Genomic DNA, 13815 nt, shown 5'->3' on the forward strand with positions numbered 1-13815 from the left:
GGCTGTCACGGCCGTGTGGTGAGCCTGTGGCCTGTCTGTGAGTCGTACGCGGGGTCCTGCTCCTGCGCGGAGTCCTGCGCGGGCGGCTGCGCGGAGTCCTGCGCGGACGGCTGCGGGCACGGTGCCGCCTGCGCGGGCACATGAGGCAGCCGTACGGAGAAGACGGTCCGGCCGGGCGCGCTCTCGACCGTCACGGTTCCGCCGTGCGCCGTGACGACCGCCTGGACGATCGCGAGACCGAGCCCGGTCGAGCCGGCCGCGCGGGAGCGGGAGGCATCACCGCGCGCGAAGCGTTCGAAGACATGGGGGAGCAGCGTGGCGGGAATCCCGGGGCCGTCGTCCCGCACGTCGAGAACCACACAGGAACCGTGCCCGGGCCGCTCCGCCTGCCACGGCTGTCCCCGTTGCCCTGGTTGTCCTGACAACGTCCGCGGCCCCGGCTGCCCGCCGGCGCTGGTGCGTACGCGGGCGACGACGGTGGTGCCGGGGGGCGTGTGCGTACGGGCGTTGGCGAGGAGGTTGACGAGGACCTGGTGGAGCCGGGAGGCGTCGCCGTGCACGGTGGCGGGCGGCTCCTCGGGCCCCGGCAGCTCCAGCCGCCAGTGGTGGCCCTGCCCGGCGGCGTGCGCGTCGCTCAGCGCGTCCACCACCAGCGGGGAGAGATCGGTGGTCTCGTACGCGAGCGGGCGTCCCGCGTCGAGCCGCGCCAGCAGCAGCAGATCCTCGACCAGTCCGGACATCCGCTGTGCCTCGGCCTCGATCCGGCCGAGCGCGTAGCGGGTGTCGGGGCCGGTCTCCTCCCGGCCGCGCCGGGTCAGTTCGGCGTATCCGCGGATGGAGGCCAGCGGCGTACGCAACTCATGGCCCGCGTCGGCGACGAACTGCCGTACCCGCGTCTCGCTCTCCTGCCGCGCGGTGAGCGCCGAACCGACGTGCCCCAGCATCCGGTTGAGCGCGGCGCCGACCTGCCCGACCTCGGTACGGGGATCGGCCTCGGCGGCGGGGACCCGTACGAGCGGGGCCACCTCACCGCTGTGCAACGGCAGTTCGGAGACCTGGGTGGCGGTGGTGGCGACGCGCCGCAGCGGGCGCAGGGCGACCCCGACGAGGGCGCCCCCGGCGATCCCGGCCGCGACAAGGCCCGCGAGGGTGACGCAGACCTCCACGAGGACCAGGATGCTGAGATTGTCCTGGACGTCCCTGAGGGGGACGCCGACGAGGAAGTCGCCCCGGGGGCCCTCGATGTACGTGACCCGGTAGTCGCCGAGTCCGGGCAGCGTCACCGTGTGCGGCTCGCTGTCCCGTACGACGGTGGCGAGGGCCGCGCTCTGCGCCGAGGTGAGGTCCTTGTTCGAGACGGGAGGCCACGAGGCCGCGCTCTTCTGCTCGTCGCTGACCAGCCCTCGGCCGACCGTACCGTCGGCCGACACCACCGCGCCGACCGTACCGAGCGGCGCGCCACCGCCGGTGACCACCTCCAGCGGGTCCCTCTCCAGCGGGTCCTTGTCACCGCCGGGAATCGCACCCGGCGGAGGGCTGCCGGCGGCGCCCCCGCCCTGGGGTCCCGCCGCGCGTCCCGCGACGGACTGCACCTGCGTGTCCAACTGGTTGTACAGATACGAGCGGAAGGCGATCGTCGTGACCGCCCCGATCACCGAGGCGACCACGGCGATCAGCGCGACCGCCGACACCACGAGCCGGGTCCGCAGCGACCAGCGCCGCCCCCGCACGCCTCGCGTGCCCCCCGCCCTGTCGGGACCGCTCATCGCGGGGCGTCACCGGGCTCGCCGGGCTTGATCAGATAGCCGGCGCCGCGCCGGGTGTGGATCATCGGCGGGCGCCCGGCGTCGATCTTCCGGCGCAGGTAGGAGATGTACAGCTCGACGACGTTGGCCTGGCCGCCGAAGTCGTACGACCACACCCGGTCGAGGATCTGGGCCTTGCTCAGCACCCGGCGCGGGTTGCGCATCAGATAGCGCAGCAGCTCGAACTCGGTCGCCGTCAGATGGATGGAGTGCCCGTCGCGGGTGACGTCGTGGCTGTCCTCGTCGAGCGTCAGATCCCCGACCACCAGCAGCGACTCGCTCCGTACGGCCGCCGCCCCGGAGCGCCGGATCAGCCCGCGCAGCCGGGCCACGACCTCCTCCAGGCTGAACGGCTTGGTGACATAGTCGTCGCCGCCCGCCGTCAGCCCGGCGATACGGTCCTCGACGGAGTCCTTCGCGGTGAGGAAGAGCACCGGCACCTGCGGCAGTTCGCGGCGCAGCCGGCCGAGAACGGCGAGACCGTCCATGTCCGGCAGCATCACGTCCAGCACGACGGCGTCGGGCCGGAACTCCCGCGCGCTGCGCACGGCGCCGGCCCCGTCCCCGGCGCTGCGCACCTCCCAGCCCTCGTACCGCAGGGCCATGGAGAGCAGCTCGGTGAGCGACGCCTCGTCGTCGACGACGAGCACGCGGACGGGGCTCCCGTCGGGCCTGAGCATTTCGGTACGCCCGCGGGGCGAGGTGATGGTCATGGTGCTCACCATGGGCAAGTCCTCTGAGAGAGACCTTTCCCCATCCTGTGAATTCGCTGAGAATGCGCGGCCGCGTGCTCAGGGGCGGGCCCCACCGTCGTCCGGAAGTGATGGGCCGAGGCCGAAGAGCCGCACCCCGTTCCCGTGACAGACCGCGCGCAGCCAGTCGTCGCCGAGACCGAGCCGTTCCAGGGCTTCGAGCTGGTGCGCGTACGGGTACGGCAGGTTCGGGAAGTCCGTCCCGAGCAGGATCCGGTCGCCGAGATCCGCGAGCCGCGCCCGCGCCGTGACCGGGAAGGGCGCGAACCGCTCACTGAAGTCCGTGCAGGCCATCGTCGTGTCGAGCCGTACCTCGCCGTACCGCTCCGCGAGATCCAGGAAGTCGCCGTACTCCGGCATCCCCAGGTGCGCGACGACCAGCCGCAGCCGCGGATGCGCCGCCAGCAGCCGCGCCACCGGCCCGGGCCCGGTGTGCTTCCCGGGCACCGGCCCGGAACCGCAGTGCGTCACCACCGGGATGCCGGCCTCGGCGAGCAGCCCCCAGGCGGGGCGCAGCAGCGGGTCGTTGGGGTCGTACGCCCCTACCTGGACGTGCGCCTTGAAGACTTGCGCGCCGCCCTCGACGGCTTCCCTTACGTACGCTTCGACGCCCTCCTCGGGGAAGAGCGTGGCGGTCCGCAGACAGCCGGGCGTACGGTCGGCGAAGCCGGCGGCCCAGCCGTTCAGCCAGCGGGCCATGCCCGGCTTGTGCGGATAGACCATCGAGGTGAACGCGCGCACGCCGAACGCCCGCAGCAGGGCAAGGCGTTCGGCCTCGTCGTGGCGGTAGGTGATGGGCCACTCCCGGCCGACGAGGGGCCCGGCGGAGTCGAAGTGGGCCCACACCTTGTCGAGGACGCGGTCGGGCATGAAGTGGGTGTGGACATCGACGAGGGCGGGCACGCCGATCCGCTCCCGGAATTGCCGTACGGCCAGAATCCCGGCACGCCGAAGGCCCTCACCGTCCGGTTCGAGACCGTCCACGCCAAGACCATCGACGTCAAGCCCGTCCACGCCGAGCCCGTCTACGCCAAGACCGTCCACGCCAAGACCATCCGCGCCAAGACCATCCACATCAGAAGAGCCCATCCTGCACCTCACCGCCCTCACTCCGTACGTCCACGACGGGCACGGTGACCGCGGCCACGCCGCCGCCCGTGCCCGCCATCAGCTCCCATCCGCTCATGAGCCGTGTGTCCAGCACGACCACGGCCGTCTCCTCACCGGCGGGGGCGAGGTGCAGATCCGGCCCGGCGGCGGCGACCAGCCGGCCCGCGACCCGCCCGCCGTCGACCAGCTCGCCGACCACCCCGGTCACGGCCGAGGTACCCGTACGTTCCAGCCCGAAGACCGCCGCGTGATCGACCACGGCGCACCCCACCCGCTCCAGCGACTGCGGCCACCCCTCCAGCGCCACCGCCCGCGCGTACAGCCGCCCGACCTCGGCCGCCCGCTCGGCCGCCTCGGGCAGCGCGTACCGTACGGCCCGCTTCGCCGCGTACGGAACCCGGTCGGGCACCCCGAGCCCCCGGCGCACCAGCTCCTCCGTCCGCCGCGCGGCCATCAGCGGCCCCCGGCCCAGCCAGGAGAACGCCACGGCGCCCTGCTCCAGCAGCCGTACGGAACCACGCTGCTCGGCGGTGATCCCGACCTTCACCATGCCGGGCCCGAACCACGCCAGATAGACACGGTAGGTACGCGGATCATCGGCCAGGGTGTCGGCGGCCACGGAGTGCGCCCGCTCCAGCCGCGCGCACTCGGCACACCGCCCACCGGTACTGCGCCCGGGGATCAGCGCCCCGAGCGGGCACACATTCCCCCGCGCCCCGACACACCCGCGCGCGCCGACCGCGCGAAACCCCAGGTCACGCCCGTACACCAGACCGCTCTCCCGCAACTCCGCGCCCCGCCGCCACCGGAGCACGGGCGCCCCGTCGACCCACCGAAGCCCGTCGCACCGCCACGCCACCCGCAACCCACCTCCACGCTCCGTTCCCTGCTGACAGAATGCCGGTTTTCCCCACGGGCACGACAACGACCCCACACCCCGGAGGTAGAACACATGAGCGAATCAACGGAAACCAGAAACGCCCCGACCGCACCCACGAACACGCCGCCTGGCGCCAAGACCGCCCCGCCACGGCAATTCATCCGCTTCCAGAGCACGACCCGCAGCCCGCGCGGCCACTTCCCCGGCGTCTTCGCCCTGGCCAACGGCCTGGCCAGGAGCGGCGCCCTGACCGAGGAGCAGTGGCGCTTCTGGCGGGCGGGCAACGACTGGTACGACGCGAACTACCCCGACCCCTCCACCGTCGCCCCCCTGGTCTACGACACGGAGCTGCACCCTGGCGCGGTCGCCTGGTTCAAGACCTCGCCCGAGGCAGCGGAGCTGATCGCGCGCCTGGACGGCTACCTGCAACTCCTCACCGCACACGGCATCGCCTGGCAAGAACTACGCTCGACAGACCCGGGCCGGGTGGTCTACGAGGACGCGTACCAGGTCGTCGTGGTCCCCCACGTCCCGGCCTCGCCCAGCACCGACCGCTAGGGTGACCCGATGCACCGCTCCCGGGTCTCCACGCTCCTCATCGACGTACCCCAGGAACAGGCGTCCAGGGCAGCGGAGTTCTGGTCCGCCGCCCTGGGCACGCCCGCCCGTACGGTCGCGGGGGAGGAGCAGTTCACCGTGCTCCACGAAGCCCTGCCGGGGCTGGTCACGGCCGTACAGGCGGTGGACGACGCGCCGCGCTACCACCTGGACATCGAGACGGACGACATCGAAGCCGAGACCGCGCGTCTGCTGGCCCTCGGCGCGACCGAGGAATCCACCTGGCTGGAATGCCGCACCCTCCGCGCACCGGGCGGCCACCTCGTGTGCGTCATCCCGGTCCACAGCGAGGCCGACTTCTTCGCGGCACACGCGCGCACCTGGCCGTAAGCGCGGCTACTCCACCCGCGCCGACGGGCTCCACGCTGATGGCCGGAGGCTCGGTCGGCGAGGCCTGGGCAAGGTCCGGCCGAAAGGGCCAGGCGTGGCCTCGGCGGAAGTCTCTAGGATGGCGGTCGGGCAGAGCCGTAGCGCAGAGGTCGTCGCGCGCGGTCTCCAAAACCGCGAGGACGCCGGTTCGATTCCGGCCGGCTCAGCCTTCCCAGGAGGGGATCCGCCTGCGAATTCACCGGCCGAGCCTCGGAATCGTCAGAGGGGTCAGGCAGAGAGGTCAGGCAGAGGCCGTCGTATGCGGTCGCTGCTCGGCGAGCCAGATCTCGGCGTACGCGACGGCATCGGCCAGAGACAAGAGCCGGGCATCGGCCGCGCCCACCTTGCCCCGTACCACCGGGCGCTCCTCCTCGAAGGCCTCGCCCAGTTCACCGAAGCGGTCGTCGGTGATCGCGGTGTCGCGCACGGTGGTCCATCTACGGCCCTGAGGGGTCATGACCGCGAAGGAGTTGTCGACCTGCGGCGCGGCGATCCGGTACTCGGCCAGATGGAACGCCGTACAGGATGCGAACCCCGCGCCCAACAGCAGGATCCGCGCCCCGGCTTCCTCCAACCGGGCGAGCGGGCTGCGCTCGCCGAGCCGGCAGTCCAGCGCGTGACCGTCCACGATCGCGGCGGCGCGCGGCCCGACAGCGGCGAAGGACGTCTGCGGGTGAGCACTGCGCACGGCACCGGGCCAGTTGCGGACGACTTCCGGGATGACCCCGACACCACGGGTGGGCGTGGTCCATGCGTCGTAGTGCGGCATCGACGCACGGATATCCGCCCACCATGCCTCGGGCACAGGCGGATTCACCCATCCCGCCGGATCCGAGTTGTCCCCGGACTGCGCCGGAACCACCAGCGTCCCGTCGTCACCGAGGACATCCAGCAGCGCCTGGACGACGGCGACCGGGCCGCCGCAGACCCACCCGAGCGAGCTGAGGGAAGAGTGCACGAGAACGGTCTCACCGGAGCGCAGACCCACACCACGCAACTCGGCGGCCAGCGAATCCCGCGTACACATCGGCCCGGCCGGAGCAGTCCTTGACATAACCGGCGAGTATGTACGCCCCAAGTCCCCGATACCACCGATTTTCCACGCACTGCCGTCAATCGACGGCCGCTTCAGACGGCGTCGAACCGACAGACGATCCGGCGGAGTTCCCGGGCACTTCGAGACGAAAGGGCCTGCATCACGGTGTCGAGGAGAGCGCGGGCTTCAAAAGGATCGCCGCAGCAGTACCAGTGCACGTCGCCCCACTCGTAGTCGTGCCACAGCTGGCGCTCGGGACGGCGTACGTAGTCCTTCCACAGGCGCACCGCCGCGCTGACGTCTCCCGGGCGCAGGTAATTACGGGTGCACTCAAGACGGTAGATCTCGGACAGAGCCCGCGAAGACAAACCGTCGATGACTGGCTTTCCAGCAGGAGTCCGGCGGCGGGAGATACCGGCCCGGATGTGTCGTGACCGTCTACGCGGCATGGACCTTTCGGTACGTCGTCATGCCGTACATGGTCCCACGATCTCCTGCGGATTCCCTCGGTGAGCGCCAACTTCTCTCTCCGGACGCCGCATCGTGGTTGGCCGGCCCGATGTCGGGTCCCGTGTACTCCAGGAAGTGACGGACCCGGAGCCGCTGCGTCTGGTGCATAGGCAGTTGATCGATCTCCTCCGGCCGAACGAACCGCACCTCCGTTGACTCGTCCGAGATCGCGACCCGGCCGCCGACCAAGCGGGCGGTGAAGCAGACGTTGAACTGTCCGCGCACCTCGCCGTCCGAGTAGGCGGTGGTGTGGCGCGGATCGGTGTACGTGCCCACAAGCCCAGTGATCTCCACGTCCAGGCCTGTTTCCTCCTCCACCTCACGGAAAGCAGTTCCCGGGAGCGAGTCGACCATCTCCATGCCGCCACCACGGAGCGCCCAGAGATCGTTGTCCCGCCGGAGCTGAGGGAGCACGCACCCCTCATCGTCGGTAACCACGGCGGACGCGGCGACCACCAAGCTGTTCGGCTCAGGTGCCGCCGGGTCGTCGTCGGTCCGCGCCATGGTCACCCTTCCCGTACCGGCGTCGCGGTCTTCCACATCACGTCGAAGCTGCGGGGCTGGCTCGCTAGCATCGTCGCTGTTGAAGGGGGTGTCATGGCACTGGTCCGTAAAGGATCACGGAGGATCGTTGTCGACGGCACGGCCTACCGCTGGCGGCTGAGAGGCAGGCCGACGTACTCCCAGGGCTTGGTCTGGTCGCCGTGCACCTTCGCGGTTGAGCACGCGGACGCCCCGGGAATGACGCTCGTGGTCACTACCAACCAGCCGCACGCGAGCAACTGGGTGGGCCGCGAGGCTGAGTCTTTGCTGCCGTCCGGAGTTGCTGCGGCTGTTCGGCTTGCCTTGCGGGAGGGCTGGACTCCGTCGGTTCCGGGCTCTGCGTTCCACCTCGACCAGTCCGACGGCTTCACGCCCGAGTTCTGAACGGCGCACAAGGTGCGTTGCCACGATTGGCATCGCTTTCGCTGCCAGCCGCCGGATGTGGCATCTGTCCCGCGTCGCCGGTATCTGCTGGACGGGCGGCCGGTCGAGTTCACCGTGTCGTATCGGCCACTCGACCTGGCCCGCGACACCCCCATCGCCCAGCCCAACCCCGGGCCCTGCGGCATCTACGCCCGGCTCGAAGAACTCGGCCACCACCTGGACCACTTCGTGGAGGTGTGCGACACGGTCATGGCCGCCGACGCGACTACCGCCTGCCCGCCACCTGGCAAGTGGGACTGCGTCGGTGCAGCGGTGCCCGAACCGCGCGCGATAGTCGCCCCGTTCCAGACGCCAGCCCGGGTCACCGACTCCCGTGCCTACGCCGATTCCACCGTCAGCGCGTAGTCCACGCCGGTCGAGAAGTCGCCTGAGCGGCCGCGGATCGTCAGTGTGTGCCGGCCGGGGGCCAGTGGGGGCAGTTGGACCCAGAGGCCGCAGGCGATCGTGGTGAAGCGGCCGGTCGTGCCCGTGACGGGGTTGCCGGCGGCGCTTCGTACTTCTATCGGCTCCCCCGGGTACGTGTCCGCGGCGACCTTCTCGCCGTCCAGCACGGCGGAACCCTCGGCCGTGCGCATGGAGCCCGCGCAATCGGCCGGTTCACCGAGCCGGTTCAGAAGAGGAAAGGCGAGGGGCACCCCGTCGGGGACGGTGCAGGTGCGCTCGGTGTGCGTGCCGAAAGTGCCGGCCAGGAACCACACGTCCTGCGGCTGGTTCCGCTCGCACGCACGGCCGTTCTGGTCGTCGACCGGATTCGTCGGTTCCGGCTCCGTCGACGCCCACGTCCACCATCGGCTCTGCAGCGTCCCGGACGACAGGCGGCCTTCTGCGGCTCCCCCGGTTTCCCGGGCTCCCCCGCCCTCTGAGACCGGCCTCGTCCCGCATCCCGCCAGCGCGGCCAGCATCACGACGGTGAGTCCCACCCCGACCGTACGGATCTTCATCAGTGCCCCTCCCCCTCGCACGAATGCGTTCGACTCCCCAGTCGTCGTGCGATACGAGCGGTCACCCTAGCCGCGAACCCGACCCTGCCCGCACCTCGCCGCCGTACGGCCCAACGCGAGAGGCCCCCGGATTTCTCCGGGGGCCTCTCACCTGTGTGCACTCGGCAGGATTCGAACCTGCAACCTTCTGATCCGTAACTCCATGTGAGCCGGTCACGAACGGTCATACCAGCCGTGCTACGCCCCCCACAGGGACGCTACCGGACGGAATCGGTTGCTGGGGTTGCTGTACCTCGTTGCTGTACCGTCACTGGGCTGCGGGACTCGGAGTGTGCTTGCCAAGCTACTCCGTGGGGAGGGGCGCCTCCTTGGGAAGAAAACCCAACTGCTTCCAGTGGTTAACAATGAGGACCTTGGATTCCAGGGCTGTGTACTGACTGGGCTTCGGCATCTTCTCTGGTGTGGACCACGTACGACCTGGATGGAGGTCGTCCCATGGCGGCCGTGCCTGCTGTCCTCGGCCGCTCCCCGGCGCATGATTGCCAAAGCCGTCCACCACAGAGTTCCACACTGGTCGGAACTGTCGAAGCATCACCTGTTCGGCGAGTGAGACGAAGAAATCGACGGCGACCAAGTAACGAACCCGGAAGTCGCTTACGTCTAGATCGTGGGCCTGCTCGATAGAGCGGCGGTGTTCGCGGAGCCGATCCCAAAGAGCGTCTTCATCGTCGGGATTGCCAACCTCCCCTCCCTTACGCCCGCCCTCTGGGGTCGCCTTCCCTACGTAGATCGGCGTCTGGCAGTAAGGCTCAGCGATGGGTGAGTACAGTTCGTGATCGCCCACGTAGTAGATGGCGTAGATTCCGGCCCCTATCATCAGCGGGACGTCTGTGAGCGGCTCTGGCTCCATCTCCAGCATCCGCATCTCGATGCTACGCCCAAGGTTCTCTAGCGTCAGCGGGTCGTATGCCTTGGGGCGGAGTGCAGTGTCCCGCCAATTGCGTGGTTTGCGGGTGCCTCTCACCGATCGTGCCTCCGACATGTAGCGCAGTCCCCCTCCTCGGACGATGCCGCGTATGCGGTTGTGTCGGTAACTGTAACCAGCACTGTTTCCCCTGGTGAGCCGGTACTTCCACAGCCCCGTGCACGTGATCACACGCTCCGCGGTATGCTTTCGCCATGCCTGATCAGGAGAAACGCAAGTCCAGCCCTAGGACGTCTGTCGAGCTTTTCGCGGGCGGGGGAGGACTGGCCATGGCCGTTCACAACGCAGGTTTTCAACCACTGCTGGTCAACGAGTTCGCCACGCGCGCCGTGGAGACGCTGACCAAGAATGGGGCAGTGCCCCGTGATCCAGCGGACACTTCGATCCCCAAACCAGGCAAGGGACGGCCAGGTCGTCGCGCCGCCGGCTGGCCCCTGGCTCCGGGGGACGTCCGAGGCATCCTCTCCTTCGAGTTCCTGAAGGATGCCGAGGTTGACATCCTGGCCGGCGGTCCGCCCTGCCAGCCGTTCAGCCTAGGAGGGGCGGCCAAGGGGGACGACGATGAGCGGAACATGTTCCCGGAAATGTTCCGTGCCATCCGCGAGATGCGCCCTAAGGCCGTAATCTGTGAGAACGTACGCGGCCTACTCCGCCCCTCCTTCAAGCCATACTTTGAGTACATCAAGCGGGAGATGAGTCTTCCGTTCGTCCAGCGAGTCGAGGGCGCCACCTGGGAAGACCATGATGCGGTCCTGCGGAAGTTGCTCAAGGACGGTTCGGTGCACCCGTCCGAACAATACGACGTCACACATATCCCGGTGAACGCGGCTGACTATGGCGTCCCGCAGATTCGACAGCGCGTGATCATCGTCGCATTCCGCGCGGACCTCGGCGTGGAATGGGCAAAGCACAGGCCGGAAGCTGAGTACTCGGAAGCGGCCCTGATCGACTCTATGCATGACGGGACGTACTGGAAACGGTACGACGACGCACCTGGTATCGACTTGATCCGGGAACGGGTCGTGGCCACCCTGCCACCTGCTTCCCTCGTTCCGGACGGCAAGAAACCGTGGCGCACACTACGCGACGCGATCGCCGGTGTAGATGAGAACAAACCCCTTCCCCCAGTGACGGTGGAGCAAGTGCGCGGAAGGCTCGTGGTTGATGACATTCCCGATCACATGGGCTGGCCAGGCGCCCGCGCCTACACCGGGCACACCCCGAACGAGCTGGATCGCCCAGCGAAGACCGTCAAGGCCGGTGTGCATGGAGTACCCGGGGGCGAGTCTGTAATGCGGCTTGATGACCCCACCTTCGATGGCAGCGGCTATCGGTACATGACCGTGCGTGAGACCGCCCGTGTGATGACCTTCCCCGATGACTGGGTCCTCGCCGGGCCGCGTGGCGAGAAGATGCGTCAGCTTGGAAACGCCGTCCCTGTCCGGCTCGGTGAGGTATTCGCTAAAGCCGTCCGATCCGCGCTCGATGAAGCTGAAGGGCGGACGTGACCAAGGTGACCAGCACCCAGCACGGTTGGAGTGATCAACTCCCGCCAGAACGGGCCTGGAAGCCGAGGCCCGGCATGTCCGGTTCCGGCAGATCTGCGGAGCAGGACCGCGCCTCTGGGGGCCGTCATCGCCGTGTCGTCGTACTGGATGAGGATCGGCGAGCCACCGGATCCATCGCGCTTCGTGTCTACAAGCGAACTCGCCGCATTCGGGCTTACCTGCGATGGTCCGAACAGGGCCGCACCCGTGAGCGCTATGTCGGAGAGGTCAACTGCGCGACACGGGCCGCGAACCTCGCGCAGGCCTGGACGATGGCTCGCACTGCTGGTCTTATCCGAGATGAGGTCTTGCCATCCGGCTCCAAAGCTTCGTCTACGGCCGTTCGCGCCGTGATGACCGCCAACAAGGGACGGGACACCAAGCCGGAAAGGCTCCTTCGCTCGTTCCTCTACCGACAGGGCCTCCGCTACCGAGTCAATGTTCGCCCTCTCCCTGACCTCCGACGCACGGCTGACATCGTCTTCCCAAAAGCCCGTGTTGCTGTCTTTGTCGATGGCTGCTACTGGCACGGATGCCCTGACCACTACCGACCTGCGACTAAGCGTTCCGACTTTTGGCACAAAAAGATTCAAGGAAACCAAGCTCGTGACGCCGACACCGACTCCCGCCTGCGCGAGCGGGGCTGGACAGTCCTACGAGTCTGGGAACACGAAGCCGCTGATGCAGCGGCGGCTAAGGTCATCGCCGCCCTTGATGGGTAGTCACGTCTAGCAGCGGTTTACCAGCTCGACCCACCACTCTCCCCAGCTCCCATCCCGTCCGCCCTCAACCCACACACCGTGGAGCGGGCGTGGTTCAGGGCCTCCAGGTGGAGCGCGCCACTGGGCCTTGACCCAAGGCCCCCGGGCAACCTCACCCGCAGGTTCGCCCTCCGTGCCCGCCGGGCCAGCCTCCGGCCCAAAGATCGCTCAGCGCACCCCGCGGCACTCACAGATCGCCACGACGATGGAGGTCTACGCCGAGGTGAGTGAGGAAGAGGTGCGGGCCGCGATCGGCAAGCTGTCGGACGCGATGGGCGGCACCGACTGACGTTCCCAAGACCCGTTGCTGTACTTCGCTGCTGTATGGCCCTGAAATGCAAGAGGCCCCGGAGTGATCCGGAGCCTCTCACCTGTGTGCACTCGGCAGGATTCGAACCTGCAACCTTCTGATCCGTAGTCAGATGCTCTATCCGTTAAGCTACGAGTGCTTGGCGTTCCGGGCTTTTCTTCCCGGTCGGCGTTGCGGGAACAACATTACATGACCTGCGGCGTCACGTGAAATCCATTGCCCGAACCCCTCCTGACCTGCGGCGATGCCGAAAATCTCGGAAGAGTGAGGGAGAACGGCCGAAGCCCCGGCCGTGGGGCCGGGGCTTCGGTGATCTTCACGCGGAGGCGGAGGGATTTGAACCCTCGATGGGCTTTAAGACCCAAACCGCATTAGCAGTGCGGCGCCATAGACCGGACTAGGCGACGCCTCCAGCTCCGGATCGCGCGGGCGCGAAACGGTGCGTGCAGATGATGACACAGCCAGGTGGGGTGTCACCAATCGCTCCTCACGGTACTAGGCAGGTGGGCCGCAGGGCAAAGCACATCTCCGTGCGCAACGCCGGGGGCCGACGCGCGTTAAGCAGGGGGCCGGGCGTCGCGTCCGGTGATGTCCGTCAGGTCAGGTCACTGTCAGGAGCCCCCATGCCGCGTCTGCGTCTCCTTGTTCTCGGTGTCGCCGTGTCCGCCGCCCTCGCCGGTACGCCCGTCGCCGCCACCGGCGCCCCGCTCGCCCCCGTACCGCTGCCGCTGTCCGAGGAGGCGTGGCCGCAGAGCGCGGCGGCGCCCGGTGATCAGCTCACCGTCACCGTCGCGGACTCCGGGGTCGCCGGGGCCGACGGTACGCGGCGGCTGACCTGCCGGCCCGTCGGCGGGACGCATCTGCGGGCGCGGGCCGCCTGTGACCGGCTGGCGGAGCTGGCCACGGGGAGCCGGGATCCCTTCGCGCCGGTCGGCCGGGACGCCATGTGCACCATGCAGTACGGCGGGCCCGCCACCGCCCGCGTCACCGGGACCTGGCAGGGCCGTTCCGTCAACGCGTCCTTCGACAAGAAGAACGGCTGCGAGATCTCCCGCTGGCGGGCGCTGGAGCCGGTTCTTCCCGCGAGCGCCGGGTAATCAGGCGGCGGTACGCACACGCCCCGGGGAGAGGTAGCCCTCATCCGCCGTCGCCGCGCCTCTCCCAGCCCTTAGACTCCCATCAGTGACAGGCCGGGAGCCGAGAG

Annotated in this window: 14 protein-coding genes, 3 tRNA genes and 2 pseudogenes; 9 read left to right on the top strand and 10 right to left on the bottom strand. The window is 68.9% G+C overall.

Annotated features, from left to right (window positions below; all coding sequences use genetic code 11):
- Positions 1-5: 5 nt before the first annotated feature.
- From ACIQ7D_RS07230 to ACIQ7D_RS07245, 4 genes are all read right to left on the bottom strand, one after another.
- On the bottom strand, positions 6-1766 hold the full coding sequence (locus ACIQ7D_RS07230) for a sensor histidine kinase (protein ID WP_403934511.1): 1761 nt from the start codon (positions 1764-1766) through the stop codon (positions 6-8).
- Entirely contained in the window at positions 1763-2518 is a 756-nt protein-coding gene (locus tag ACIQ7D_RS07235) for a response regulator transcription factor (RefSeq protein ID WP_403935055.1), read from the bottom strand. The genes ACIQ7D_RS07230 and ACIQ7D_RS07235 overlap by 4 nt, the downstream gene beginning before the upstream one ends.
- A 78-nt stretch (positions 2519-2596) precedes the next feature.
- Positions 2597-3541: an amidohydrolase family protein gene (locus ACIQ7D_RS07240; protein WP_403935058.1), complete on the bottom strand. Its 945-nt coding sequence runs from the start codon at positions 3539-3541 to the stop codon at positions 2597-2599.
- Positions 3542-3632: 91 nt separating this feature from the next.
- A complete protein-coding gene (locus ACIQ7D_RS07245) occupies positions 3633-4532 on the bottom strand; it encodes a DUF2797 domain-containing protein (protein ID WP_403934514.1) in 900 nt (299 codons plus the stop codon).
- A gap of 87 nt (positions 4533-4619) precedes the next feature.
- On the opposite strand from ACIQ7D_RS07245, the gene ACIQ7D_RS07250 reads away from it, so the two are divergent.
- The 3 genes from ACIQ7D_RS07250 to ACIQ7D_RS07260 all read left to right on the top strand — a co-directional run bounded on the left by ACIQ7D_RS07250 (position 4620) and on the right by ACIQ7D_RS07260 (position 5701).
- The gene (locus ACIQ7D_RS07250) at positions 4620-5105 is read left to right on the top strand and encodes a hypothetical protein (RefSeq protein WP_403934517.1); all 486 of its coding nucleotides are present in this window, start codon (positions 4620-4622) and stop codon (positions 5103-5105) included.
- 9 nt (positions 5106-5114) lie between these two features.
- Positions 5115-5495: a VOC family protein gene (locus tag ACIQ7D_RS07255; RefSeq protein WP_403934520.1), complete on the top strand. Its 381-nt coding sequence runs from the start codon at positions 5115-5117 to the stop codon at positions 5493-5495.
- Positions 5496-5626: 131 nt separating this feature from the next.
- Positions 5627-5701: transfer RNA gene (locus tag ACIQ7D_RS07260), tRNA-Trp, on the top strand.
- A 74-nt stretch (positions 5702-5775) separates the two neighbouring features.
- Here ACIQ7D_RS07260 and ACIQ7D_RS07265 read toward each other — a convergent pair.
- On the bottom strand, positions 5776-6588 hold the full coding sequence (locus ACIQ7D_RS07265) for an aminoglycoside N(3)-acetyltransferase (protein ID WP_403934523.1): 813 nt from the start codon (positions 6586-6588) through the stop codon (positions 5776-5778).
- A 555-nt stretch (positions 6589-7143) separates the two neighbouring features.
- Positions 7144-7584, bottom strand: a pseudogene (locus ACIQ7D_RS07270) (NUDIX domain-containing protein); the annotation flags it as partial.
- A 93-nt stretch (positions 7585-7677) separates the two neighbouring features.
- Here ACIQ7D_RS07270 and ACIQ7D_RS07275 point away from each other — a divergent pair.
- Positions 7678-8007 carry a hypothetical protein gene (locus tag ACIQ7D_RS07275; protein WP_403934526.1) on the top strand — a complete coding sequence of 110 codons (330 nt, stop codon included), beginning with the start codon at positions 7678-7680 and terminating at the stop codon, positions 8005-8007.
- Positions 8008-8079: 72 nt separating this feature from the next.
- Positions 8080-8271 (top strand): annotated as a pseudogene (locus tag ACIQ7D_RS07280) (GntR family transcriptional regulator); the annotation flags it as partial.
- 113 nt (positions 8272-8384) lie between these two features.
- Here ACIQ7D_RS07280 and ACIQ7D_RS07285 read toward each other — a convergent pair.
- Both ACIQ7D_RS07285 and ACIQ7D_RS07290 read right to left on the bottom strand, forming a co-directional pair.
- Entirely contained in the window at positions 8385-9008 is a 624-nt protein-coding gene (locus ACIQ7D_RS07285) for a signal protein (protein ID WP_403934529.1), read from the bottom strand.
- A 343-nt stretch (positions 9009-9351) separates the two neighbouring features.
- The gene (locus tag ACIQ7D_RS07290; RefSeq protein ID WP_403934532.1) at positions 9352-9927 is read right to left on the bottom strand and encodes an Eco29kI family restriction endonuclease; all 576 of its coding nucleotides are present in this window, start codon (positions 9925-9927) and stop codon (positions 9352-9354) included.
- 260 nt (positions 9928-10187) lie between these two features.
- Here ACIQ7D_RS07290 and ACIQ7D_RS07295 point away from each other — a divergent pair, with 260 nt between their 5' ends.
- The 3 genes from ACIQ7D_RS07295 to ACIQ7D_RS07305 all read left to right on the top strand — a co-directional run bounded on the left by ACIQ7D_RS07295 (position 10188) and on the right by ACIQ7D_RS07305 (position 12590).
- Complete coding sequence (locus ACIQ7D_RS07295) at positions 10188-11501, top strand: DNA cytosine methyltransferase (protein ID WP_403934535.1); 1314 nt, start codon at positions 10188-10190, stop codon at positions 11499-11501.
- Between the two features lie 311 nt (positions 11502-11812).
- The gene (locus ACIQ7D_RS07300; protein WP_403935061.1) at positions 11813-12262 is read left to right on the top strand and encodes a very short patch repair endonuclease; all 450 of its coding nucleotides are present in this window, start codon (positions 11813-11815) and stop codon (positions 12260-12262) included.
- 172 nt (positions 12263-12434) lie between these two features.
- Positions 12435-12590, top strand: coding sequence for a hypothetical protein (locus ACIQ7D_RS07305; protein WP_403934538.1), 156 nt, complete (start codon positions 12435-12437; stop codon positions 12588-12590).
- A gap of 87 nt (positions 12591-12677) precedes the next feature.
- Here ACIQ7D_RS07305 and ACIQ7D_RS07310 read toward each other — a convergent pair.
- Together ACIQ7D_RS07310 and ACIQ7D_RS07315 are read right to left on the bottom strand one after the other, a co-directional pair.
- A tRNA-Arg gene (locus tag ACIQ7D_RS07310) sits at positions 12678-12750 on the bottom strand.
- A gap of 182 nt (positions 12751-12932) precedes the next feature.
- Positions 12933-13023, bottom strand: a tRNA-Ser gene (locus ACIQ7D_RS07315).
- Between the two features lie 211 nt (positions 13024-13234).
- Here ACIQ7D_RS07315 and ACIQ7D_RS07320 point away from each other — a divergent pair.
- Positions 13235-13708, top strand: coding sequence for an SSI family serine proteinase inhibitor (locus ACIQ7D_RS07320; protein ID WP_403934541.1), 474 nt, complete (start codon positions 13235-13237; stop codon positions 13706-13708).
- Positions 13709-13815 lie beyond the last annotated feature (107 nt).

Source organism: Streptomyces sp. NPDC096310 (genome assembly GCF_044763125.1).
Lineage (GTDB): Bacteria > Actinomycetota > Actinomycetes > Streptomycetales > Streptomycetaceae > Streptomyces.

Bases quoted from the DNA above. Each gene is read 5' to 3' on its own strand.
- ACIQ7D_RS07250 (WP_403934517.1), top strand. From the start codon at position 4,620: ATGAGCGAATCAACGGAAACCAGAAACGCCCCGACCGCACCCACGAAC.
- ACIQ7D_RS07275 (WP_403934526.1), top strand. From the start codon at position 7,678: ATGGCACTGGTCCGTAAAGGATCACGGAGGATCGTTGTCGACGGCACG.
- ACIQ7D_RS07265 (WP_403934523.1), bottom strand. From the start codon at position 6,588: ATGTCAAGGACTGCTCCGGCCGGGCCGATGTGTACGCGGGATTCGCTG.
- ACIQ7D_RS07300 (WP_403935061.1), top strand. From the start codon at position 11,813: ATGGCTCGCACTGCTGGTCTTATCCGAGATGAGGTCTTGCCATCCGGC.
- ACIQ7D_RS07295 (WP_403934535.1), top strand. From the start codon at position 10,188: ATGCCTGATCAGGAGAAACGCAAGTCCAGCCCTAGGACGTCTGTCGAG.
- ACIQ7D_RS07320 (WP_403934541.1), top strand. From the start codon at position 13,235: ATGCCGCGTCTGCGTCTCCTTGTTCTCGGTGTCGCCGTGTCCGCCGCC.
- ACIQ7D_RS07235 (WP_403935055.1), bottom strand. From the start codon at position 2,518: ATGACCATCACCTCGCCCCGCGGGCGTACCGAAATGCTCAGGCCCGAC.
- ACIQ7D_RS07285 (WP_403934529.1), bottom strand. From the start codon at position 9,008: ATGAAGATCCGTACGGTCGGGGTGGGACTCACCGTCGTGATGCTGGCC.
- ACIQ7D_RS07255 (WP_403934520.1), top strand. From the start codon at position 5,115: ATGCACCGCTCCCGGGTCTCCACGCTCCTCATCGACGTACCCCAGGAA.
- ACIQ7D_RS07230 (WP_403934511.1), bottom strand. From the start codon at position 1,766: ATGAGCGGTCCCGACAGGGCGGGGGGCACGCGAGGCGTGCGGGGGCGG.
- ACIQ7D_RS07290 (WP_403934532.1), bottom strand. From the start codon at position 9,927: ATGCTGGAGATGGAGCCAGAGCCGCTCACAGACGTCCCGCTGATGATA.